Origin of the sequence: Pedobacter frigiditerrae, from assembly GCF_004331645.1 — a bacterium.
Taxonomy (GTDB): domain Bacteria; phylum Bacteroidota; class Bacteroidia; order Sphingobacteriales; family Sphingobacteriaceae; genus Pedobacter; species Pedobacter frigiditerrae.
Window position 1 is genome coordinate 488,715 of record NZ_SJSK01000004.1, and the last position, 21,504, is coordinate 510,218.

23 protein-coding genes are annotated in these 21,504 nt (G+C 34.7%); 15 read left to right on the forward strand and 8 right to left on the reverse strand.

Annotated features, from left to right (window positions below):
- Nucleotides 1-62: 62 nt before the first annotated feature.
- The 6 genes from EZ428_RS17250 to EZ428_RS17275 all read right to left on the reverse strand — a co-directional run bounded on the left by EZ428_RS17250 (nucleotide 63) and on the right by EZ428_RS17275 (nucleotide 7,151).
- Nucleotides 63-653 (reverse strand): hypothetical protein, encoded by a 591-nt coding sequence (locus tag EZ428_RS17250; RefSeq protein ID WP_131554431.1) that lies wholly within the window; start codon nucleotides 651-653, stop codon nucleotides 63-65.
- Between the two features lie 5 nt (nucleotides 654-658).
- The gene (locus tag EZ428_RS17255; protein WP_131554432.1) at nucleotides 659-3,322 is read right to left on the reverse strand and encodes a valine--tRNA ligase; all 2,664 of its coding nucleotides are present in this window, start codon (nucleotides 3,320-3,322) and stop codon (nucleotides 659-661) included.
- Nucleotides 3,323-3,622: 300 nt separating this feature from the next.
- A complete protein-coding gene (locus EZ428_RS17260) occupies nucleotides 3,623-4,105 on the reverse strand; it encodes a hypothetical protein (protein WP_131554433.1) in 483 nt (160 codons plus the stop codon).
- 13 nt (nucleotides 4,106-4,118) lie between these two features.
- Nucleotides 4,119-4,745: a Uma2 family endonuclease gene (locus tag EZ428_RS17265; RefSeq protein ID WP_131554434.1), complete on the reverse strand. Its 627-nt coding sequence runs from the start codon at nucleotides 4,743-4,745 to the stop codon at nucleotides 4,119-4,121.
- Nucleotides 4,746-4,797: 52 nt separating this feature from the next.
- On the reverse strand, nucleotides 4,798-5,190 hold the full coding sequence (locus EZ428_RS17270; RefSeq protein ID WP_131554435.1) for a hypothetical protein: 393 nt from the start codon (nucleotides 5,188-5,190) through the stop codon (nucleotides 4,798-4,800).
- A gap of 2 nt (nucleotides 5,191-5,192) precedes the next feature.
- On the reverse strand, nucleotides 5,193-7,151 hold the full coding sequence (locus EZ428_RS17275; protein WP_131554436.1) for a heavy metal translocating P-type ATPase: 1,959 nt from the start codon (nucleotides 7,149-7,151) through the stop codon (nucleotides 5,193-5,195).
- A gap of 258 nt (nucleotides 7,152-7,409) precedes the next feature.
- Between EZ428_RS17275 and EZ428_RS17280 the strand changes: the two genes are divergently transcribed.
- Nucleotides 7,410-9,446: a M13 family metallopeptidase gene (locus EZ428_RS17280; protein ID WP_131554437.1), complete on the forward strand. Its 2,037-nt coding sequence runs from the start codon at nucleotides 7,410-7,412 to the stop codon at nucleotides 9,444-9,446.
- 172 nt (nucleotides 9,447-9,618) lie between these two features.
- On the opposite strand, the gene EZ428_RS17285 is transcribed toward EZ428_RS17280, so the two are convergent.
- Nucleotides 9,619-9,957 (reverse strand): MmcQ/YjbR family DNA-binding protein, encoded by a 339-nt coding sequence (locus tag EZ428_RS17285; protein ID WP_131554438.1) that lies wholly within the window; start codon nucleotides 9,955-9,957, stop codon nucleotides 9,619-9,621.
- A gap of 65 nt (nucleotides 9,958-10,022) precedes the next feature.
- On the opposite strand from EZ428_RS17285, the gene mnmD reads away from it, so the two are divergent.
- From mnmD to EZ428_RS17355, 14 genes are all read left to right on the forward strand, one after another.
- Nucleotides 10,023-10,694 (forward strand): tRNA (5-methylaminomethyl-2-thiouridine)(34)-methyltransferase MnmD, encoded by a 672-nt coding sequence (mnmD, locus tag EZ428_RS17290; protein WP_131554439.1) that lies wholly within the window; start codon nucleotides 10,023-10,025, stop codon nucleotides 10,692-10,694.
- 85 nt (nucleotides 10,695-10,779) lie between these two features.
- On the forward strand, nucleotides 10,780-11,895 hold the full coding sequence (locus tag EZ428_RS17295) for an AI-2E family transporter (RefSeq protein WP_131554440.1): 1,116 nt from the start codon (nucleotides 10,780-10,782) through the stop codon (nucleotides 11,893-11,895).
- Nucleotides 11,896-12,201 carry a hypothetical protein gene (locus tag EZ428_RS17300; RefSeq protein WP_131554441.1) on the forward strand — a complete coding sequence of 102 codons (306 nt, stop codon included), beginning with the start codon at nucleotides 11,896-11,898 and terminating at the stop codon, nucleotides 12,199-12,201. It begins immediately after the preceding gene.
- A 1-nt stretch (nucleotide 12,202) separates the two neighbouring features.
- Entirely contained in the window at nucleotides 12,203-13,009 is an 807-nt protein-coding gene (mazG, locus tag EZ428_RS17305; RefSeq protein ID WP_131554442.1) for a nucleoside triphosphate pyrophosphohydrolase, read from the forward strand.
- 90 nt (nucleotides 13,010-13,099) lie between these two features.
- The gene (locus EZ428_RS17310) at nucleotides 13,100-13,567 is read left to right on the forward strand and encodes a hypothetical protein (RefSeq protein ID WP_131554443.1); all 468 of its coding nucleotides are present in this window, start codon (nucleotides 13,100-13,102) and stop codon (nucleotides 13,565-13,567) included.
- Nucleotides 13,568-13,649: 82 nt separating this feature from the next.
- The gene (locus EZ428_RS17315; RefSeq protein WP_131554444.1) at nucleotides 13,650-14,279 is read left to right on the forward strand and encodes a hypothetical protein; all 630 of its coding nucleotides are present in this window, start codon (nucleotides 13,650-13,652) and stop codon (nucleotides 14,277-14,279) included.
- 841 nt (nucleotides 14,280-15,120) lie between these two features.
- Complete coding sequence (locus EZ428_RS17320) at nucleotides 15,121-15,681, forward strand: RNA polymerase sigma factor (RefSeq protein WP_131554445.1); 561 nt, start codon at nucleotides 15,121-15,123, stop codon at nucleotides 15,679-15,681.
- A gap of 4 nt (nucleotides 15,682-15,685) precedes the next feature.
- A complete protein-coding gene (locus EZ428_RS17325) occupies nucleotides 15,686-15,979 on the forward strand; it encodes a hypothetical protein (RefSeq protein WP_131554446.1) in 294 nt (97 codons plus the stop codon).
- A 6-nt stretch (nucleotides 15,980-15,985) separates the two neighbouring features.
- Nucleotides 15,986-16,546, forward strand: a complete 561-nt coding sequence (locus EZ428_RS17330) for a Spy/CpxP family protein refolding chaperone (RefSeq protein WP_131554447.1) — start codon at nucleotides 15,986-15,988, stop codon at nucleotides 16,544-16,546.
- A 76-nt stretch (nucleotides 16,547-16,622) separates the two neighbouring features.
- Nucleotides 16,623-17,405, forward strand: a complete 783-nt coding sequence (locus EZ428_RS17335) for a YHYH protein (protein WP_131554448.1) — start codon at nucleotides 16,623-16,625, stop codon at nucleotides 17,403-17,405.
- On the forward strand, nucleotides 17,405-18,007 hold the full coding sequence (locus EZ428_RS17340) for a toxin-antitoxin system YwqK family antitoxin (RefSeq protein ID WP_131554449.1): 603 nt from the start codon (nucleotides 17,405-17,407) through the stop codon (nucleotides 18,005-18,007). Before EZ428_RS17335 ends, EZ428_RS17340 begins: the two co-directional genes overlap by 1 nt.
- Nucleotides 17,901-18,620 carry an SCO family protein gene (locus EZ428_RS17345; RefSeq protein WP_205945742.1) on the forward strand — a complete coding sequence of 240 codons (720 nt, stop codon included), beginning with the start codon at nucleotides 17,901-17,903 and terminating at the stop codon, nucleotides 18,618-18,620. The genes EZ428_RS17340 and EZ428_RS17345 overlap by 107 nt, the downstream gene beginning before the upstream one ends.
- A gap of 134 nt (nucleotides 18,621-18,754) precedes the next feature.
- Nucleotides 18,755-19,462, forward strand: coding sequence for a M949_RS01915 family surface polysaccharide biosynthesis protein (locus EZ428_RS17350; RefSeq protein WP_131554450.1), 708 nt, complete (start codon nucleotides 18,755-18,757; stop codon nucleotides 19,460-19,462).
- Nucleotides 19,463-19,537: 75 nt separating this feature from the next.
- Nucleotides 19,538-20,062, forward strand: coding sequence for a hypothetical protein (locus EZ428_RS17355; RefSeq protein ID WP_131554451.1), 525 nt, complete (start codon nucleotides 19,538-19,540; stop codon nucleotides 20,060-20,062).
- Between the two features lie 81 nt (nucleotides 20,063-20,143).
- Here EZ428_RS17355 and EZ428_RS17360 read toward each other — a convergent pair whose 3' ends face one another.
- On the reverse strand, nucleotides 20,144-21,442 hold the full coding sequence (locus EZ428_RS17360) for a DEAD/DEAH box helicase (RefSeq protein ID WP_131554452.1): 1,299 nt from the start codon (nucleotides 21,440-21,442) through the stop codon (nucleotides 20,144-20,146).
- Between the last annotated feature and the right edge of the window lie 62 nt (nucleotides 21,443-21,504).

Sequence of the window (21,504 nt, forward strand, 5' to 3'; positions counted from 1 at the left end):
ATCATAAAAAAAGCCCTTTGAAAAATCAAAGGGCTTAAATTCTAAATTAATATTTGTAATTTTCAATTCAACTTAGCCATTCTTTCTGTAGTAGGAACAGGCGTTAATTCCTTAACCTGCATTGGATAAACACCCAAAACATATATATTACCACCAGTCTTTTTATAATAATTTACATCTGCACGTTTGCCTTGTTTATAAATCATTGACTTAAGATAATATTTGCCACCTAACTCCAAACCTTGCGCTTCATCAATAAACTGGAAAATTCCATTTATTCTTAACTTCATTCGGTTCAGTATCGATTCTTTAGGTCTTGACAAATCTGTATAAGTCTCAAAAGTTGCCATTTTGAAAAGCTGTTCACCCATTAAAGTATCTCTAATATTGGTTGCCTGCAGGGGAAAGGCAGTTAAGAAATCTATATCATTACTTAAACCTTTAATATGTCTTTGAAACGAATCTAACGCAAGAGAAAACTTTAAGCTATCTTCACTATGCAACCCAACGCTTTTGTTTACATATTCAATTAACCTATTTTCTAAAAAAATCTTCGATTGATAGGTGATTTTTTCAATTTTTGGCTTTGGTTTACTACATCCTAAAAAGACAGTAACCGTTGAAATAAATAGAATTATTAATTTAATTTTCATTTGCGTTAACCTTCTAGTAATGCTAAACTTTCTGTAATCGTTTTTATTTTCGATTCAGCATCTGCCTTTTTATTTCGCTCGTTTTCAATAATCTCTGGTTTTGCATTTTGCACGAAACGTTCATTACTCAATTTCGCATCAACAGATTTTAAGAAACCTTGTAAATATTCGAGTTCTTTAGTTAAACGTTCTTTCTCTGCATCTAAATCTACATTTTCGTTTAGCACGATGAAAAATTCATCATTACCCACCATAAAACTAGCTGCACCTGGAATTTTATCGTTAACTATTTCTACTTCACTAATATTAGCCAATTTGAAAACGATATTAATCCACTTCTCATAATCTAAACCAGAGTTAACTTTAATACTTAATGGTAACGCATCTTTCGGAGAAATCTGACGAGTATTTCTAACATTTCTAATTTCAGAAACTAACTCTTTTATCAGATCTCCTTCTTTTAACAGTTGCTCATCGGCTTTGCCAATTACAGGATAATCTGCTACAATGCAGCAATCCATTTCAGTTCTTTCGCCAAATAGTTCATCGTGGTATAATTCTTCGGTCAAGAACGGCATAAACGGATGCAATAACTTTAAGATTTGCTCGAAATATCTAATAGTTATTCCTTTAGTTTCTGCATCTATTGGATGTTGATAAGCTGGTTTAACCATTTCCAAATACCAAGCACAGAAATCATCCCACACTAACTTATAGCTATCCATTAAAGCTTCAGACAAACGGTATTGTTTAAAATCAGCCTCAATCTCTGCCAACGCCTGGTTAAATCTATTCTCAAACCAAGTAATAGCTTGCTGATTAGGATTTTCTAGGTTTTCATCAACTTCCCAACCTTTAACCAAACGGAAAGCATTCCAAATTTTATTGGCAAAATTTCTTCCTTGTTCGCAATAAGTTTCATCAAACATTAAGTCGTTGCCAGCCGGCGATGACATTAACATACCAACCCTTACACCATCCGCTCCATATTTTTCAATTAGGCTAATTGGGTCTGGAGAATTCCCTAGTTGCTTAGACATTTTTCTGCCCAATTTGTCACGAACAATACCTGTTAAATAAACATTGGTAAAAGGCTTTTTGCCCATAAACTCGTGACCAGCCATGATCATTCTAGCTACCCAAAAGAATAAAATTTCTGGAGCAGTTACCAAATCATTGGTTGGGTAATAATAGTTGATGTCTTTATTATCAGGGTTTTTAAAGCCATCAAAAACAGAAATTGGCCACAACCATGATGAGAACCAAGTATCCATTACATCTTCATCTTGTCTCAAAAATGGCTCTAATTGTTTTTTAAACCCAGCTTTATCTGCAGTTGCATCTTCAAAGTTTTTCTTTTTCCAAAACTCTTCCAAAGCTTCATCTTTAGTTTTAGCAACTACCCAATTTCCTTTATCATCATACCAAGCCGGAATTTGTTGTCCCCACCACAACTGACGAGAGATATTCCAATCGCGAACATTTTCCATCCAATGACGATAGGTATTCTCGAATTTATTAGGGATTAAATTTACATCGCCATTTAAAACATCGTCTAATGCAGGCTGTGCCATTTCCTTCATCTTCACGAACCACTGCATAGAAAGTTTTGGCTCAATTGCTGCATCAGTACGTTCAGAGAAACCAACTTGAGATTTGTAATCTTCTACTTTCTCTAAATGACCAGCTTCTTCTAACATTTTGGCAATTTTTTTACGGGCTACAAATCTATCTTCACCAACCAAAATAACTGCTAATTCGTTTAAGGTTCCATCATCATTTAAAATATCAGTAACCGGTAAATTGTGTTTTACGCCTAACTCATAATCATTTAAATCGTGTGCAGGTGTAACTTTTAAACAACCTGTACCAAATTCAATATCAACGTATTCATCTTCAATTACTGGAATCTCATGATTAACCAACGGCACAAAAACTTTTTTGCCTTTTAAATGCTTAAAACGCTCATCGTTCGGATTGATACAAATTGCAGCATCAGCCATAATCGTTTCCGGACGAGTAGTTGCAATCGTTAAAAACTGGTCAGTAGTTCCAGCAATTAGATATTTGATGTAATATAATTTCTGGTTTACTTCCTTACGAATAACCTCTTCATCAGAAACAGCAGTTTTACCAGCTGGGTCCCAATTAACCATTCGCACACCACGATAAATCCAACCTTTTTTGTATAAATGGATAAACGAATCAATTACCGCTTCAGACATATCGTCTTCCATCGTAAAACGAGTTCTATCCCAATCGCAACTTGCGCCTAATTTCTTTAATTGTTCTAAAATAATGCCACCATATTTCTCTTTCCACTCCCAGGCATATTTCAAGAATTCTTCTCGCGAAAGATCTTTTTTGTTGATTCCACGTTCTTTTAACATCGCTACAACTTTTGCTTCTGTAGCAATTGAAGCGTGGTCAGTCCCAGGAACCCAACAAGCATTTTTGCCCTGCATACGAGCTTTACGAATCAATACATCCTGAATGGTATTGTTTAACATATGCCCCATGTGCAACACACCAGTAACATTTGGTGGCGGAATTACGATGGTATATGGATCACGTTGATCTGGTTCAGAGTGGAAAAACTTCTTGTCTAACCAATAGCTGTACCATTTATCTTCAGTTTCTGTAGGATTGTATTTTGTAGAAATGCTCATTTATATTGTTGGTGTGGAATTGAGCTTGTAAAAATACGTTTTTAGGCTCAAAAGACCAAAGCAGAAATGGGTCACTTTGTCAACTTTTATAGCGAGGTTGCAAGTAAGTTGACAAAATTTATTTGAAAAGTATAGGCAGTGAGATTTATTAATGGTAGTCCTGCTTTTTGTTCCAAGTCCTCTCCAAATGAAGAATCAGGATTCGGGCTTTCCACGTCAATCAGGTTTAGAGAAATGTAGGTAATGTAAAATACCAGAATTGCAATCTTTAAAGATTACGGTTAAGCATTGTGAATTGAATTATTTATGATTGATTAAATAAAACAAAGAAGAGCCAAAGGCTTTTGCTAAATCATCCATAGCATCAAAAGCATCAGTAAACATATTATTCTTAGTTTTTATCCCCGCAGGTGTAAATCTTCCATTATTAGAAATCTTAATGTATGCGCCCTTAAATTCTTTACCGCCAATATACATAACTTCTCCTGGTTTAACACCACCTTCCAATTGTATTTGTTTCTCTCGGCAAACAATATTGAAATTTGCTAGGGCTCCTGTTCTCGAGATTTTAATATCTTTAGTTTTTACAGTGAACTTCTCTTTATCTTCAATAGCTATTTTAATTTTTTTTTTGCCTAAAATTGATTTAACAAATAAAAAATTTTCAAGACTGTTTCTTTCATTACTGATAAGTATAACATTAGCTCCTTCCAATGGAATTGTATCCTGAGCATAACTTGTTATACATAAAAAAAGCCCTAGAACAATCAATAAATTTTTCATAAATGCTCTCATATTAGCCCCCAAAAACCTCATCCAAGTTTAAAACAAAACCTAGTAAAATAGAAGAAGTTATTTCCTCGCCTAAAGTGAAAATTTTTGATGGCTGAAATTTACCAAATTCATCCAAAGTGTAAATTAAAATACTTTGGTCACTTTGGCTTACAACCCAGTATTCTTTTACACCAAACTCTTCGTAAACCTGGTATTTATGGAATAGTTCTTTTTTGTTATTTCCTGGAGATAAAATTTCTACAACAATATCTGGAGCGCCAATACACCCTTTATCATCTAATTTGGTTAAATCACAAACTACACAGATATCTGGTTGCAAAACAGTAAACACATCCTTGTCTAACTTGCTTTTCTTTGGGAAACGAACATCGAAAGGAGCACAATAAATTTTACAAGATTTATTCTTTAAAAAGTTTCCAATAGCTAAAGAGATTGAAAAAGAAACCTCTTGATGAACTCTAGATGGGGCGGGACTCATTTTAAAAACTTTCCCTTTAATTAATTCCACTCTTTCGTCAAAAAGCCAGTTCAAATAATGCGAATAGCTATAAGTTAACGATTCATCAACATCGTTGAAACTATAAACTTTCGCGTCAGTTAAATCTGGATATGTTTTTTCGGCAGCCATCAAACCAAATATATTAATAAACAGCTCATTATAAAAATAAAATCAAATAAAACTACTTCTCAAACACATTAAAATTCAGGTCTTTAGGCACGCCTAATCTTAGCCTTTCATCATCGAAAGAAGTGCCAACTAATGGTCCAATTAAATTTTTCTCAAAGTTTAAAGAGATTTTATTTTTTAAAGGAATAATGTAATAGTATACAACATTTTTATAATCTAATGGATGTTGTTTTACAATGATAAACTCCCCATTCTGTCCTACGGCTAAAATGTCTTTTTCAATTACTGTCAAAACATTCCCTTGATTGTCAACATAGACAATTTCTAAATCAGAGGTCTCATTTAAACTGTAAATTTCATAGCCACCTTTTAATTTTTTATCTACACAACTATGTAATGTTGAGGCAATCATTAATAACAAAATCAGTTTATATAATATTCTCATATTTAAAACTTCATTTTCTGAATTCTAATGGCATTTAAAATCGCCAAAAACGCAACACCAACATCAGCAAAAACAGCCTCCCACATGGTAGCTAAACCACCTGCTCCTAAAACTAAAACCACTGCCTTCACAGCAAATGCAAGTCCGATATTCTGATAAACTACACTTTTTGTAGCCTTACCAATTTTAATGGCAGTAGCTATTCTACTTGGTTGGTCATTTTGTATCACCACATCTGCCGTTTCTATGGCTACATCACTTCCCATTGCTCCCATTGCCATTCCTAAGTCACTTAAAGCTAAAACTGGCGCATCATTAATTCCATCACCAACAAAGGCAACTACTCTGGTTTTATCCTTTTTAATTTCTTCTAATCTACTTACCTTATCTTCTGGCAACAAATCACCGTAAGCAATATCAATTCCTAATTCTTTGGCTAATTTCTCTGTTATTGCGCTTTTATCGCCACTAAGCATTACAATTTGGGTTACACCATTTTTGTGCAAATCTTGAATAGCTTGTTTAGCGTCTCCTTTAACTTCATCAGCAATAATCACATAACCTGCGAACTTATCATCAACTGCTAATAGAACTATCGTTTCTACTTGTCCATCCAATTCTTTAGGATAATCAATTTTTAATTTTTTAAGCAATTTTGAATTACCAGCAGCTACTTTCTTTTTATCAACAACAGCTGTTAAGCCGTGACCAGCAATTTCTTTAACATCTTTTACTTCTAATAATTTTTTATCGCTATGGTGGCTAACAATAGCTTTTGCAATTGGATGTGTAGATTTACTTTCAATGGAAGCCAGAAAACTGAGAAATTTAACTTCGTCTATTTCGGCTTTAATTTCCTTAACCTTAAAAACACCGTGAGTTAGGGTTCCAGTTTTATCCATTACTACCGTATTAACTTTGGTAATTACATCTAAAAAGTTTGACCCTTTAAATAAAATTCCGTGAGCAGAAGCAGCACCAATTCCTCCAAAATAACCCAAAGGAATAGAAATAACCAAAGCACAGGGACAAGAAATAACCAAGAAAACCAATGACCTATATAACCAAGTCTGAAATTGATAATCAGCTATAATAAAGTATGGCAAAACAACCAATGCGACAGCTAAAAAGAAAACTATCGGCGTATAAATTTTTGCAAACTTTCTAATGAATAGCTCTGTCTTTGCTTTGCGTGAAGTTGCAGATTGCACCATCTCTAATATCCTAGAGAGTGCACTATCAGCAAATTCCTTGGTCACTTTTAAAGTAATAACCTGGTCTAGATTTAACATTCCCGCTAAAACTAGTTCTCCTTTCCTAATAGTTCTTGGTGTACTTTCTCCAGTTAAAGCAGCAGTATTAAAACTTGCGGCAACATTTATCAACTCTCCATCTAAAGGTGCTTTTTCTCCAGCCTTTAATTGTATAGTTTCTCCAATTTCAACTGTATCTGGTTTTACGGTTTCAAATTTTTCATTTCTAAAAACATTTGCTGTATCCGGTCTAACATCTAATAAAGCTTTAATATTCTTTTTTGCTCCTTCAACTGCGGCACCTTGAAATAACTCACCAACTGTATAAAACAACATCACTGCAACAGCTTCTGGATATTCTCCCAAAGCCAATGCACCAACAGTTGCCAAAACCATCAACAGAAATTCTGTAAATACTTCGCCCTTGGCGATTGTTTGTATTGCTTCTTTAATAACAGGATAAGCAACAGGAATGTAGGCCAACAAATACCAAGCTACACGGATGTAACTTTTGAAGAAGTCTACCTTAAAATAATCAAAAGCTATTGCGCTAAGCAACAATACTAAACTGAAAATTGCAGGCAAATAGGTTTTAAATGAAGAAGCATCCCCATGGTCATGACCACCTTCATCGTGGTCATGATGAGTATGGTCGTGACTGCAGCAACCATCATCTTTTTTATCGTGAAGATCTTTGTGTTTTTCCATTTTCTATTTAGAATAATTCAAAATTAGGCTTTTTAGGTTAGATTTTAATTTTCGCACAATAAAAGATGTTAAAATATGTTAAATAGATATTAAAAGATTCAAAATATGAAATCGTTCAGGTTATCCGTTTTTAATATCGACATCTTTCGCAGAATTGGGTTAAGTAAAATATACTACTGGTTTAATAAGTAATATTTCTATTAACTTGTTTTACTTTATCTAGTAATTCTTAATTTTCGACTTTATAAAACATAAAGTATGAAAATTCAACTCAAAAATTATTTTGCAGTTCTAGGAATTTTGGCAGGCAGTTTTTCAGCCAATGCTCAAAATACACAAAGAAAATACATCGACCCAGCTAATATGGATTTAAGTATTAAACCGGGAAACGATTTTTATCAATATGCAAGCGGTACATGGATAAAAAACAACCCCGTTCCAGCAAAGGAAACTCGATGGGGAACATTTAATGAACTTCGAGAATTTAACGCACAAGCTGTTAGAAGTTTAGTGGAAGCCGCGGCGGCAGATAAAAATGGTCCAGCAGGCTCAGTTTCTAAGCGCGTTGGTGATTTTTATGCTGCTGCAATGGATAGCTTAACCATCGAAAAATTAGGCTACACTCCTATTAAAGCAGACTTAGAAAAAATAAAGCAAATTAATAGTGTTCAGGGAATGTTAGAACATACTGCTTATATGCGTACATCGGGCATTGGTGGTGGCATGTTTGGTTTTGGTGTTGGGCAGGATAGAAAGAATGTAACCAAATATTTAGTAAATATTTCTCAAGGCGGAACAACACTTAACGATAGGGATATTTATTTAAACGACGACCCTCGTAGTCAGAAAATTAGAGCGGCTTACAATGTTTACATGACGAAGTTATTTTCTCTAGTTGGAAATAGTGAAGCAGAAGCTAAACAAAAAGCTGAAACAGTTTTAAAAATAGAAAAGGCATTGGCTCAAGCTCAAATGAGTCGTATTGAGATGCGTGACCAATACAAAACTTACAACAAGCTTACGGTTGCAGAGTTTAGCAAGATTACGCCAAGCATCAATTGGAAAAGTTTGATGCCTAAATTTAAAGTAACTGGACAAGATACAGTATTGGTTAACTCTAAATCTTTCTTCGAAAAATTAGATGGGATGTTAACTTCGGTGCCACTGGCAGATTGGAAAACTTACTTAGAATGGAACATTTTAAAATCTTCTGCAAATAATTTAAGTTCTCCTTTTGTTAATGCAAGTTTTGCGTTTACACAAGCGCAAACAGGTCAGAAAGTAGCAACTCCACGTTGGCAACGCATGTCGTCTTTAACAGATGGCACAATTGGCGAATTATTAGGGCAGCTTTATGTAGCTAAATATTTCAAGCCAGATGCTAAAGTGCGTATGGACCAAATGATTGTAAACCTGCGTAAAGCGTTCGAAATTAGAATTAATGGTCTAGAATGGATGAGTGATGCGACTAAAAAGAAAGCATTAGAAAAATTACATGCTTTTACGCCTAAAGTTGGCTACACCACTAAATGGCAAACTTATACTGGTTTAGTAATTAATAGAGGAACGTATTTCCAAAACCTACGTAATGCTGGTGTTTGGGGTTACAATGAAAACATTAACAGATTAGGAAAACCTGTAGACCGCACTCGTTTCGGAATGACACCCCCAACCGTAAATGCTTCTTACAGCCCAACAATGAACGAAATCGTTTTCCCTGCAGGGATTTTGCAGTTCCCATTCTTCGACCCAAATGCAGATGATGCTGTAAATTATGGTGGTATTGGTGCCGTAATTGGTCACGAAATGAGCCACGGTTTTGACGATACCGGTAGTCAATATGACAAAGATGGTAACTTAAAAAATTGGTGGACTGATGAAGATCGTGCTAAATTCAATGAAAAAACAAAAGCTTTAGGCGAGCAATTTAACGCTTACACTGTTGTAGATACCATCCACGTTTTAGGCAAATTAACAATGGGCGAAAACATTGGAGATTTAGGTGGATTAAATGCTGCTTACACTGCCTTTAAAATGACTAAGCAAGGTCAAGGCAATGAAAAAATTGATGGATTTACACCAGACCAACGTTTCTTCTTATCATGGGCACAAGTGTGGAGAGGCAACATTTTACCAGATGCTGCAGCGCAATTGATTAAAACAGACCCACATTCTCCTGGTCCATATAGAACGATTGGAGCGCCTGTAAATATGGATGCTTGGTATAAAGCGTTTGATGTACAACCTGGAGATAAATTGTACAAAAAACCAGAGGAGAGAATTAGATTGTGGTAGAATTGTTAGCCACCTAAATAAATAATCGTCATTTCGACAGAGCGCCTGCCTACCGCAGGCAGGCAGCGACGAGAAATCTTCAAGTCATTTCCCACTTCTGAAACATCAGTTTGTAGTTAAATTTGAAGATTTCTCCTCGATGAAAAATCTCGTTCGAAATGACGATTTTCTTTTACTTATATTTCTCTTGAACCTTCTTAGGCAACTTAGCTAATACCAAAGCTCTAGAAGTTTCTACTCTTTTCTTTAATTCAGTAACACTTAAAATATCTAAATCGGCAATTTGAACCCACTGTTTTTTTGCCATATGATAAGCCTGTTGAATTCCATCACGAGCTGTGAGTTCTTCAAACTCCTCAGGTGTGCATTTGGTAGAAAAGCTGTTTCCATCATCTATAGTAATGATTACGAATATTTTTTCTTCAATCATAAAACAAAGATGTTCCCATTTCATCCCTTCAGTTGTTCCTGGTAAACTCAAACAATATTCTCTGAAACTTTCTATGTCCATAATTTGAATAGGTTAAGGAACAAAGATAAAAGACAAATGACAGTTTAATATTTTATTTTTACCAAATGAATATCCTTACCAAAACTGCTGATGGCTCTAATACTTTATTTAATGAAACTGTTGGTGAGCATTACCACTCTTCGAATGGTGCCTTGCAAGAGAGCAAACATGTGTTTTTAGAGGCAGGATTTAAGTTTGCCATCGATAAAAAAGACACAAAAGAAATTTCTGTTTTGGAGGTTGGTTTTGGAACTGGGTTAAATTTTATTTTAAGTTTTGCGCATTGCGAAGAAAATAACATCAAGCTTAATTATACAGGCATAGAGGCTTTCCCGCTTGCAGAAGAAGTGATAAAGCAAACTGGTTATGATGAATATGTCCCGGAAAATGTTTGGCAAGGCTTTATAGCTAAATATGAGAATGCTTTAATAAGGAAACAAGCGTTATCATCGCAATGCGAACTAGCAATAGCAAACACAACTTTGCCCAATTTTAAAAGTTCAACAAAGTTTGATGTGATATATTTTGATGCTTTCTCTGTACAACACCAACCAGAAATGTGGACTGATGAGATGATTGCCCATACCTGTAGCTTCCTAAAAGTTGGTGGAGTTTTTGTAAGTTATTCTATTACTGGCAACTTAAAAAGAGCAGTAAAAAGCTGTGGTTTAAAAGTAGAAAAATTGCCTGGCGCTGCTGGTAAAAGAGAAATGCTTAGAGCAATTAAACAGTCTTGAGTCAGTAGTCTTAAATCTTGAGCCATTTCCCATTCTCTATTTCCTTCCCACAAAAAATCTTTTATCTTTATTGAAATTATCTACCATGAAAGAAATTTCCTTGCCATTTGTTGCCAAACTAGCTTTAGTGCTACTTTCTATTATCATGTTGGGTTATTTGGCAATTCTGGGTAAAAGCCTTTTGGCTCCCCTACTCTTTTCTTTATTAATGGCATTTTTGCTTTTACCATTTGCTAATTTTTTAGAGCGTAAATTGAGTTTCGGAAGAAGCATTGCTACAATAACTGCTGTAATCTTAATGATTGCAGTACTTTATGGCATACTTTATTTTTTAGGAAATCAAATTGGAGAATTATGGGCAGATTGGCCATTGCTGGTTAAACAGGTTACCAAGGCTTTTGATGACATTAGACATTGGGCGGTAGCTACTTTTCATTTAAATCTAGATAAGATGAAGAGTCCGTTGACTATGGATAACGCAGAAAAAGCATTAGCTACTAGCGCAACAATTATCGGTACGACTTTAATAACACTTTCATCAAGCTTGTTATTTCTAGCATTTACCTTACTTTTTACGTTCTTTATCCTTAATTACAGGAGATTATTATTCACCTTTTTAACTACTGTTTTTGCAGAAGAACATAAAACAAAAGTTGTTGAGATTGTAAGTCAAATACAAAGTATTATAAGAAAATACGTCTCTGGATTATTTCTACAGATGCTAATTGTTTCTACATTAATGATTGTTACTTTATCATTATTTGGCGTTAAGTACGCCATCTTACTTGGTCTAATAGCCGGCATCTTTAATATCATCCCCTACTTAGGAATTTCTACAGCTTTATTAATTAGTGCATTAATTACTTTCGCAACAGCTGGAGCTGCAAAAGCGTTATTGGTAATTTTAGTTTTTGTAGGTGTTCATACTATTGATGGCAATATCCTAATGCCTTTAGTGGTAGGTTCTAAAGTTAAGATTAATGCACTTTTTGCCTTTATTGGCATTATAGTAGGCGAAATGATTTGGGGAATTTCTGGTATGTTTTTATGTATTCCTTATCTAGCGATGCTAAAAATTATTTTCGAAAGAGTAGATGGACTACAGCCTTGGGGTGCCTTACTTGGCGAAGGTCATAAAACACCTAGAAAAAGACGAACCTATAGAATTACTAAAAAAATAAAACTTGAAGACGCTGAATAAATGAAAGCCGAAAAAGAAAACAGGTCGCCACATATTTTAAATACTTCTGCTAATTTATTAGGCTTTTGTTTCATTGTTTTAACATCTGTTAAGATTTCAAAACTTGAAGAATCATCTTTTATTGATGAAGGAGCTGCCTTAGCCATTATCATTTTCATGAGCAGTTGTTTATTATCTTTTTTAGCCATGCGAAGTACAACTGTGCGTGCTACAAAAATGGAACGCGGTGCAGATATTTTATTTCTTATCGGATTAATCGTTCTATTTATAACCACAATGCTTATTGCCTTTAACATTATCAAATAATATGCCTGCAAATATTCCTCCTCCAGCTACCTCAAGTCCTGATACCGCCTTTTTAAGATTATTAACTGTTCTCGATACCCTTCGTACGCAATGCCCATGGGATAAAAAACAGACGATGGAAACTTTGCGTCATTTAACCATCGAAGAAACCTACGAGCTTTCTGATGCAATTTTAGAAGGTGACAGTCAAGAGATTAAAAAAGAGTTAGGCGATTTAATGATGCATTTGGTTTTTTATGCTCGGATTGGAAGTGAAACCAATGATTTCGATATTACTGATGTGCTAAATGGTGTTTGCGATAAATTAATCAATCGTCACCCTCATATCTATGGAGATGTTGAAGTAAATGATGAAGACGACGTAAAACGAAACTGGGAGAAAATTAAGCTGAAAGAAGGAAATAAATCTGTTTTAGGTGGCGTTCCAGCTGGCTTGCCTGCTTTGGTTAAAGCCAGCAGGATTCAAGAAAAAGCTCGTGGAGTAGGTTTCGACTGGGATGAAAAAGAACAAGTTTGGGCAAAAGTTGAAGAGGAATTACAAGAATTTAAGGATGAGTTTAACATCGCCGAAAACGAAAACATAGATAAAGAAAAAGCGGAAGGAGAATTTGGCGATTTACTTTTCTCTTTGGTTAATTATGCCAGATTTATAGATATCAATCCTGAAAATGCCTTAGAAAAAACCAATAAAAAATTCATTAAACGTTTTCAGTTTCTGGAAAGCAAGGCAAAAGAAAATGGCAAAGCTTTGCAAGACATGACATTGGCAGAAATGGATGTGTATTGGAATGAAGCGAAGAAGTTGTAGCCCCTCTAACCGTCACCCTGAATTTATTTCAGGGTCTTTCATACAAGTTAGATGTTTAAATAATATCAGCATAATGAATTGATAAAAAAGATGATGAAACCTCAACCTATCACTTTCAAAAACACCGTTAAAGCCATACTACTTTCTGTTGCGTTATTAATTTTATCTAAAAAAAGCTATAGTCAAGTCAGTTGGGACAAAGCAGCATTTCATCTTTCGTGTAAGAAAGCAGAAAATAATTGGAAACCCTTGATATTAAATGGACAAAAATTTAGGTATTGTTTTTTAGCAAAAGAATATAAAGACACCAGTGAAAAAGGAATAGACAATTTTGAAGGTATAATTCTATTAGACATTGATAAAAAAACTACAGACAGTTTAACAGCTTGGAAAATATGTGAACTTGTTAGTAAAAAAATTAAGATTGATAAGTTTATAGCTTTCAGAACTTGTGAAGCAAATAAAATTTATTCCTCTTCCACAGGCCCAAGAAATGAATCTGAAAAGCAATATCTTATTGATAATACATTTGGAACTTACACAAGAACAAAAGACTAGCCCGTCACCCCGAATTTATTTCAGGGTCTTTCATACAAGCCAGATGCTGAAATAAATTCAGCATGACGAATTGATAAAGAAAATGAAACCCCAACCCATCATTTCCAAAAAATCTTTCAGAGTTATCCAACTTTTCAGGAACATTAACTCCTACGGAAAGGATGAAAAATCTTTTGAAGATAGAAAAGACAAAATAGCTTGGAAACCAATTGAATCTACTGCTGGTTTTGTAAAGGATAATGTAGTTCATTTACCCGAAACCATTTTAGAGCAACCTAATTTTGAGCATTGCGATTTAATTTTGCTAATTGATGATAACTTTCAAACATTTCAAAACGTAGTTTATACATCAGAAAAAAACATTTGTTTTAGAAACAAAAGCATAAATAAGTTTGATTTCCTCCAAATCAAATTAGACGAAAAAGTAGAACTTTATTTAAAACCAGGATATTTTGAAGTTGGTTTCCCAGAACGCAATGAATTTAAAGTTTGTGAATTAACCTTAGACAAATCAGTTTCTATTAAAATAAACGGAAAAAGAGATTTTTCGTTAACCGGTAGAAGAGCAAGAACCTTTATAGAACAAGAATATATCTTTAATTACATTGGCGATTTTACAACAATTCAAATTGAAAAAGAGCCTTTTACTCCTATTGTAAAAAATGTTCCAACGGAGAAAAAGGTTGTAGATTTAATGAAACCACTGTGGTAAACTCTTCTTTGGCTTATGCAGCCTACCATTGTTTATTGCACAAGTTTTCGTTTCTAAATCCGTACCGATAGCTATCGGGAGTAATGAAAAGCTCCCGATTCTTCCCAGATGAAATCCTATCGTGTGGACATAAATATTCAGGTTTCTTTTTACGCACCACCTGCTGGTAGGTATGCCACAAGACATCAAATTTTTCCATAGGGTTACATTTAGGTGTGCTCAAGAATGTCTCACATTATTGATGCATCAAAGCATTCAAAATACCTCGTAAAAGGAAGGCGCCAAGTTCGTCAACTGATAGTATCAAGATTGCTACTGCATCGCTACTTCTTCGTAACAGAAATGCAATGAGTCCAATATGTGTCCAATATGAGTCCAGTATGTGTCCAACTTTTTCCACAAAAACTTGGATTCATAATATAGGTATTTTACATTTACTATGATAACACTTCGATTCTGTTGCGACTCAGAACTTAAGCAGTAGCGACGACGTTTAAACTTGATAACAAACAAAAGACAAAGGATTGGTAGCAATAGAATTCGAATAGGCATACATCACGCTTTACGATTCCCGTTCGCACGAGACTGACGTCACATTTTCAGACTGGTGTACATACCATAGGGCCTTGATTAGGAACTAGAAAAACCGGGACTTATAATGTAAAGCGGGACTGATTTAAGCGATAATTATTAGTTTGCATTTCCAAGTCTTCGACTCCCTAAGAAGTCGGGACAGGTTCGCTGAGACTGACATTCAATAATTAAAATAATCTCCTTCTTTTAAATATCTTTAGTAAACCGAAGGATTTTAAAAATCCATACGTCTAACCTCAAATTGGTATTGAACGAACAAGATTTAATTCTGCAATTAAAGAAGCGAAATGAAGCTGCGTACCATCATTTGGTTAACGCTTATCGCAGACCTGTGTTTAATACAGTTTTAAATATTTTACAAGACAGTGAAGAAGCTGACGATACTGCACAAGAGGTTTTTATAAAAGTTTATCACACAATTAATTCATTTAAAGGCGATAGTTCATTAACAACCTGGCTTTACAGAATTGCAGTTAGAAAAGCGTTAGATAAACTTAGACAAAGAAAAAATAGGCAGCGGTTACAAAAGTTAATTCCTTGGTGGATGCCGAATGATGAAAATCCAAATCAGGTTTTTCATCACCCCGGAATTGCCCTAGAAAATAAAGAACGAGCGGCAGAGTTGTTTAAAGCCATAAATGACTTACCGGAAAAACAAAAAGTAGCTTTTACGTTGATAAAAGTTCAAGGTATAAAGTACGATGAAGCGAGTGAAATTATGCAGCAAAGTATAAAAGCGATTGAATCTTTAATATCGAGAGCTAAACAAAATTTACAGAAACAATTACAACACTATAAAAATTCTTAATGTTATGGAACAAGACAAAACACCAATAACTGACGAATATTTAAAAAGCTTAGAAGGAATTGAAGCGGCAGAACCAAGAGATTTTTTCTATTCGAGATTCACATTGCGATTAGCAAATGAGCAAACACAAAAAGACTGGGTTTTCCCATTAAAACCTGCTTGGATGATTTGCACTTTGGCTGTTTTTCTACTGATAAACACGTTGTTATTAACCCAAAAAAGTAAGCCTCAAAAAACCGACGAATCTTCTATTGAAGGTTTTGCCAATGCTTACGACCAAAATATTTCATCTTATTAAAAGACCATGAACTCAAATAAAAAGATTTTAACTGCCTTAGTTGTGCTTTTGCTCATCGCAAATGTGGCAACAATTGGGTTGTTTTGGTTTAAAAAAGAAAATAAACCTCAACAGTTAAAAGGCGGACCAGCAAAGTTTATCATTAAAGAACTAGAGTTAAATAAAAGTCAGCAAGAGCAATATTTAGTCTTGGTTGAGGAACACCAGCAAGGTGTTCGGCCGCTTAGGGATGAAATTAAAGATGCAAAAGATGCTTTTTTTAGTCTTTTAAGCCAACCAAACGTTACAGAAGCCGAAAAGCAAACGGCAGCAAAAATGGTAAGTGTTTCTACAGAAAAACTAGATCTATTGACTTTTAATCATTTTGCAAAGGTGCGGGCAATCTGCAATCCAACACAACAGAAAAAATTTGATGCCATTATCAAACAAGTCATGCAGATGATGGGCGAGCAACATCCAAAAGGTAGAGGGCCTCATCAAGGTCCACCTATGGACGGCCCTCCTCATAATGGCCCGCCACCACACGAAAGACCAGAAGGAGAACTTCTACCACCCCCACAAAATTAATTTAAGCAAAGCGAAGGATTTCAAAATTAGCTACGTCTAACAAGAAAACCCATTAGAAACCATTTAATTAATCAGTATGAAATCCATCCGCTTTAACTCATCAATCGCTTTGCTTGCTATTATTATCTTATTAGCTTGCAAAAAATCTAGCACAACAACTACCGGTACCGTTACTAATCCGGTTATAGTTACAAGTGTTGGTGCCAATGTTCCAGAGATTTACAAGAAAATTTACGGCGCATCAAGTATTACATCTGATGGGACTTACATCACCATAAAAACAACTGGTTTACCAGACCATAAAAGTGCGTATTATGCTACTACCAATACCCTTTATGAAGCATTTACAGGCACAACCTTTGGTGGTTTTACCTTCAATAAAAACCCTAATAGTATGGTTTCCCAAAATTATACTTTTAAAATTCCCTTAAATCCAGCAGTTAATGCAGCACATACAGCTACACCAATGGGACCAATGGGGGTAGCCATTAATGGAATTCCTTTGTATAACCAATATGCAGGTGGTGGAGCTGCTTTAAGTGGAGAAATTGTAAGTTTTGATCAAGGTTGGGGTCATCCAGATCCAGGCTCAAGATATCACTACCATGTTGAGCCAATTAAATTAACAACAGCAAAAGGCACAGATGCTTTAATGGGCTTTTTATTAGATGGTTTCCCTGTTTATGGCCCTAAAGAGAATGGCGCAACAGTGGCAACTGCAAGTTTAGATGCCTACCATGGCCATACAGGTGTTACTGCAGATTACCCAGCAGGCATCTATCACTACCACTTTTCTACAGATGCACCATATTTAAATGGAAATGGTTTTTATGGAACAGCAGGAACAGTAACTTTTTAATGCTCAAATATAGTTTCTATATCTTTTTGCTGATCACTCTTTTTGTACTGCAAGCTTGCAAACATGAGAAGAGTGATTATTTAAAAATCATTAAAAACGTTCCGGTAAACCATGTAAATGCAGATAGCTGGGATTTTAAGAACGTTGCAGATACAATTTATTACAAAGACAAACGCTTTTCCGGAATTCAATTTGCATTATATCCTTCTGGCGATACTGCTTTTATAAAACCTTGTTATGCAGGCTTGCAAGAAGGCATTTCAAAAACTTGGTATCCAAACAAACAATTGGCAGATGAGCGATTATACATCTCGGGCAAAAAAGAAGGTGTACACAAGGGTTGGTGGCCAGATGGAAAATTAAAGTTCACTTACGAATTTGATAACGATGAATTTAATGGAGTGATAAAAGAATGGTACAATACCGGAAACCCTTTTAAAGAATTTCACATGGTTAAAGGTTACGAAGAAGGCAGCCAAAAAATGTGGTGGATAAATGGAAAAACAAAAGCAAATTACATTATTAAAAATGGAAGAAGATATGGCTTACTCGGTACAAAAAACTGCATTAACGTTGCAGATAGCGTTTTTATTAGTCGTTAACATAATTTTTAATGCTTGTACGGATAAAAGTGAAACAGAACGATTACCTTATTACAACAAGCCAAATTTTACGCCTTTATTCATTGGTAATAAAGATTCTGTGAGTTTATTGGTACCACATCAAATTGCAAACTTTGCCTTTAAAGACCAAAACAATCAAACCATTACCCAAAAAGATGTGGAAGGTAAAATCCACATTGCAGATTTCTTTTTTACAAGCTGTGGCAGCATTTGCCCCGTAATGACAAACCACATGAAAAAGATTGACTCAACCTACAAGGATGACAAAAACGTGGTGTTACTATCTTACAGCGTTACACCTTGGTTGGATAGTGTTAAAATTTTAAAAGTCTATGCAAAGCGGTACAATGTAACCAATCCAAACTGGCACTTTTTAACAGGTAGTAAATCCGATATTTACACCCTTGCCAGACAATCTTATTTTGCCGAAGAAGATTTAGGTTTCACCAAAGACAGCACTAACTTTCTGCATACCGAACATTTCTTGTTAATAGATAAAAACAAAAGAATTAGAGGTATTTATAACGGAACACTTGAGTTAGAAATTAATCAACTGATAAAGGATATTGCCATTTTAAGACAAGAGGATTAAACCTGCTTTTGTAATACTGACGTAGTCAAAGTTTATCAACCACATAGGCACATAGTTAAAGCTATTCTATGTTCTTTATGTGTCTATGTGGTTAAATTATCATTTTATATATTTGCCATTACAAATACCAAGAGATGAAAAAAATATACCTTTTATTAATACTAAGCATTTTTGTTTATCAAGCAAATGCTCAAACTGAAGCAACAAGTAGCAAAATACTATCTAAAACAGAAACCGACGAGTTTTTTACCACAGCCTTTAAAAAGAAAAACTTAATCAACTTCCCAATATTTAGAGCCTATACCTATACTGATAAAAGCGGAACCTATAATGTTGCCCTAACCGAAAGTGCCGACACAGTTAACAAGGAAAAAGATACTGTCAACTATACCATCAAAGCATTTAATTTTAAAGTCGACAAAGCCGTAACCTTAAAGAAATGGGAAATAAACGATTTTAAAACCCCAACCTTAAAAGGTGATGAAAAAGAAACTTCTATTTGGTTCTGGACAAAATATTGTGAGTTTAATGATTTAGATGGTGATGGTATAATAGAGCCGCTTATTGTTTATGGAACTTTCGGTGCAAACGGTTATGACGATGGCAGAGCAAAAATCTTAATTTATCATAAAGGTCAGAAAGTAGCGATTAGACACCAAAATAGTGTTTTAGACCCGACCAGAAAAACCCAAGTAGACCTAACTTTTTATAGCTTGCCAACAACCATACAAACTCATCTAAAAGAGTTGATGGAGAAAATGGTTAAAAACAAACATGCCATCTTCCCAACTGCTTATGTAGATAAAATGGATAAAAAGGCAACTCAAATCGCTAATGAGTAAATAATTATTCGATCGTTTAATTTTCAGTTAATTATGTATATTTAATTAACTAACGTAAACTAAAATTTAAACGAAATGAAAAAATTATCCTTTCTATTTTTAATTGCTGCAGTTTTTGCAGCATGCCAAAACAAAGAAACTACGGCTACAACTGGTTCAAATGCTGATACCACAAAGTATCCTTATACTATTAAAGACCCAAAGGAATGGGAAATGAATACAGACCCAGCAAATTTATTGTTAGCCATGAATACGGTTAAAGCCTTCGAAAATTTGGATACTGCAGCATTAAAAGCATTTATTGGAGATAGCATCCATTTAGTAGTGGATAGTTATGAGTTTAAAGGGTTAAAAGCCGATTTCCTTAAAACAGCACAAGGAGAGATGGATAAGTACAAAAGCATTACCATTAGCTTACAGGATAGAGAATCTGTAATCAGTAAAGACAAATCCGAAGAATGGGTTAGCTTGTGGTATAAACAAGTTTCAGAGTTGAAAGATGGCAAAAAAGATAGTGTAAACTTTTTCAACGACTTAAGAATCAAAAACGGAAAAGTTATCATGTGGAGTGAATATATGCAACATCCAATGGCAAAATAACACGCTTTTTACCACATAGGTACATAGAAAAGAAGGTTATAAATCCATTCTATATTCGCAATGTATCTATGTGGTTAATTATTATCCGTGTTTCTTTTTCTTATTCATTATCGCCTTTTGACCAATACCATAGTTGGAAGTTTTAGAATTGCTTTCCTTCTTTTTATGATATGCTGCATCACGATGATTTTCTTCATCTTCCTGCTCGGCTAATATTTTATTCTTTTGAGCCTTAGCTTTGGTTACTTCTTCTACCAACAAATCGGATGGTAAATCTGCCACTTCAATTTTCTGACCAATTGCTTGTTCAATTTTACGAACCTGAGGCAACTCTAAATCTGTTGTAAAAGTAATGGCAACTACTTCTTCATCACTTTGCTTAATTACCCTGTTTAAGTAAGTTTCCTTTTGTACAGGCAATTCAAAATGGAAAATAAACGGAATGCCTTCCAAATCCATTTGCTGTAAACCTTCATTAGCCACAATTAAAACACGAGCTTCACTTATCGCCTTAAAATCTTCGATATCGTCAAACCCAGCCTCATCAAAAAACAAAGGTTTGTAAACAAAAATATCATCGGCCTTGCCATCAAATAAATCTTTTGATAAGGTTTGAGCCGTTAAACGAGTGTTTACAAAAACTACCACTTTATCAAATACTTCTGCATCCTTTAAAAGCAGGTTAAGTAAATTTAACTTTGTTCTAAAATTAGGCACATGGTATAAAAGCTGCGTATGCGTTTCGGTTTCGTTCTCCTCTAATTCATCAACTTCTATTGTAGTAGGTAATTTCATGAAATTCTCAATCATTAAATCGAGTCTGTCATGCATTACATCAGTAAAAATTAAATGTTGGCATTTCTGTATGCTATTAGCCAATTCGTTAATAGGTAATTGCATACCCAACTTCACCATTTCTGCGGCATCGTCTACCACAAACATTTGAATTTTATTGGTATTTAGGCCCAACTTCAAATAAACTGCTCTAGCTCTAGAAGGAACTGCAACAACAATATCTACTCCATCAGTTAACTCATTAATTTGAGCTTCCATTCCGCCATCTGCGTGAATTCCTACAATACGGATAGTCTGATTTCTATTTAAAAGCTGAAATTGCTCCATCACTTCTAGCACCCTTTCTTTAGTAGGCACTAAAATTAAGGCTCTTGGCGCTTCTTCAAAACCATATTTTAAACGCATTAAAACACCTAAAATATAGGTGGTTGTTTTTCCGCATCCCTCTGGGCCAATAGCTATGATATCTTGTCCGCCTAAAATACGTGACATTGTTCTAGCCTGAATTTCTTTTGGACTGAGGTAACCTGCATCTGTCATTGCTGACACTAATGGTTTGCTTAATTTTAATTGTTCTAAAGACACTTTTCGCTCTATAAATTGATAATGAGCCAAATTTACGGAAAATAAAAGGGACTAGCGTAAAA

What these genes read in the sequence shown, in the direction of transcription:
- EZ428_RS17300 (WP_131554441.1), top strand. Translation starts at nt 11,896, where the DNA reads ATGAAAGCCGAAAAAGAAAACAGGTCGCCACATATTTTAAATACTTCT.
- mnmD (WP_131554439.1), top strand. Translation starts at nt 10,023, where the DNA reads ATGAATATCCTTACCAAAACTGCTGATGGCTCTAATACTTTATTTAAT.
- mazG (WP_131554442.1), top strand. Translation starts at nt 12,203, where the DNA reads ATGCCTGCAAATATTCCTCCTCCAGCTACCTCAAGTCCTGATACCGCC.
- EZ428_RS17315 (WP_131554444.1), top strand. Translation starts at nt 13,650, where the DNA reads ATGAAACCCCAACCCATCATTTCCAAAAAATCTTTCAGAGTTATCCAA.
- EZ428_RS17350 (WP_131554450.1), top strand. Translation starts at nt 18,755, where the DNA reads ATGAAAAAAATATACCTTTTATTAATACTAAGCATTTTTGTTTATCAA.
- EZ428_RS17295 (WP_131554440.1), top strand. Translation starts at nt 10,780, where the DNA reads ATGAAAGAAATTTCCTTGCCATTTGTTGCCAAACTAGCTTTAGTGCTA.
- EZ428_RS17255 (WP_131554432.1), bottom strand. Translation starts at nt 3,322, where the DNA reads ATGAGCATTTCTACAAAATACAATCCTACAGAAACTGAAGATAAATGG.
- EZ428_RS17270 (WP_131554435.1), bottom strand. Translation starts at nt 5,190, where the DNA reads ATGAGAATATTATATAAACTGATTTTGTTATTAATGATTGCCTCAACA.
- EZ428_RS17355 (WP_131554451.1), top strand. Translation starts at nt 19,538, where the DNA reads ATGAAAAAATTATCCTTTCTATTTTTAATTGCTGCAGTTTTTGCAGCA.
- EZ428_RS17280 (WP_131554437.1), top strand. Translation starts at nt 7,410, where the DNA reads ATGAAAATTCAACTCAAAAATTATTTTGCAGTTCTAGGAATTTTGGCA.
- EZ428_RS17265 (WP_131554434.1), bottom strand. Translation starts at nt 4,745, where the DNA reads ATGGCTGCCGAAAAAACATATCCAGATTTAACTGACGCGAAAGTTTAT.
- EZ428_RS17310 (WP_131554443.1), top strand. Translation starts at nt 13,100, where the DNA reads ATGATGAAACCTCAACCTATCACTTTCAAAAACACCGTTAAAGCCATA.
- EZ428_RS17335 (WP_131554448.1), top strand. Translation starts at nt 16,623, where the DNA reads ATGAAATCCATCCGCTTTAACTCATCAATCGCTTTGCTTGCTATTATT.
- EZ428_RS17275 (WP_131554436.1), bottom strand. Translation starts at nt 7,151, where the DNA reads ATGGAAAAACACAAAGATCTTCACGATAAAAAAGATGATGGTTGCTGC.
- EZ428_RS17345 (WP_205945742.1), top strand. Translation starts at nt 17,901, where the DNA reads ATGGAAAAACAAAAGCAAATTACATTATTAAAAATGGAAGAAGATATG.
- EZ428_RS17340 (WP_131554449.1), top strand. Translation starts at nt 17,405, where the DNA reads ATGCTCAAATATAGTTTCTATATCTTTTTGCTGATCACTCTTTTTGTA.
- EZ428_RS17285 (WP_131554438.1), bottom strand. Translation starts at nt 9,957, where the DNA reads ATGGACATAGAAAGTTTCAGAGAATATTGTTTGAGTTTACCAGGAACA.
- EZ428_RS17325 (WP_131554446.1), top strand. Translation starts at nt 15,686, where the DNA reads ATGGAACAAGACAAAACACCAATAACTGACGAATATTTAAAAAGCTTA.
- EZ428_RS17330 (WP_131554447.1), top strand. Translation starts at nt 15,986, where the DNA reads ATGAACTCAAATAAAAAGATTTTAACTGCCTTAGTTGTGCTTTTGCTC.
- EZ428_RS17260 (WP_131554433.1), bottom strand. Translation starts at nt 4,105, where the DNA reads ATGAAAAATTTATTGATTGTTCTAGGGCTTTTTTTATGTATAACAAGT.
- EZ428_RS17250 (WP_131554431.1), bottom strand. Translation starts at nt 653, where the DNA reads ATGAAAATTAAATTAATAATTCTATTTATTTCAACGGTTACTGTCTTT.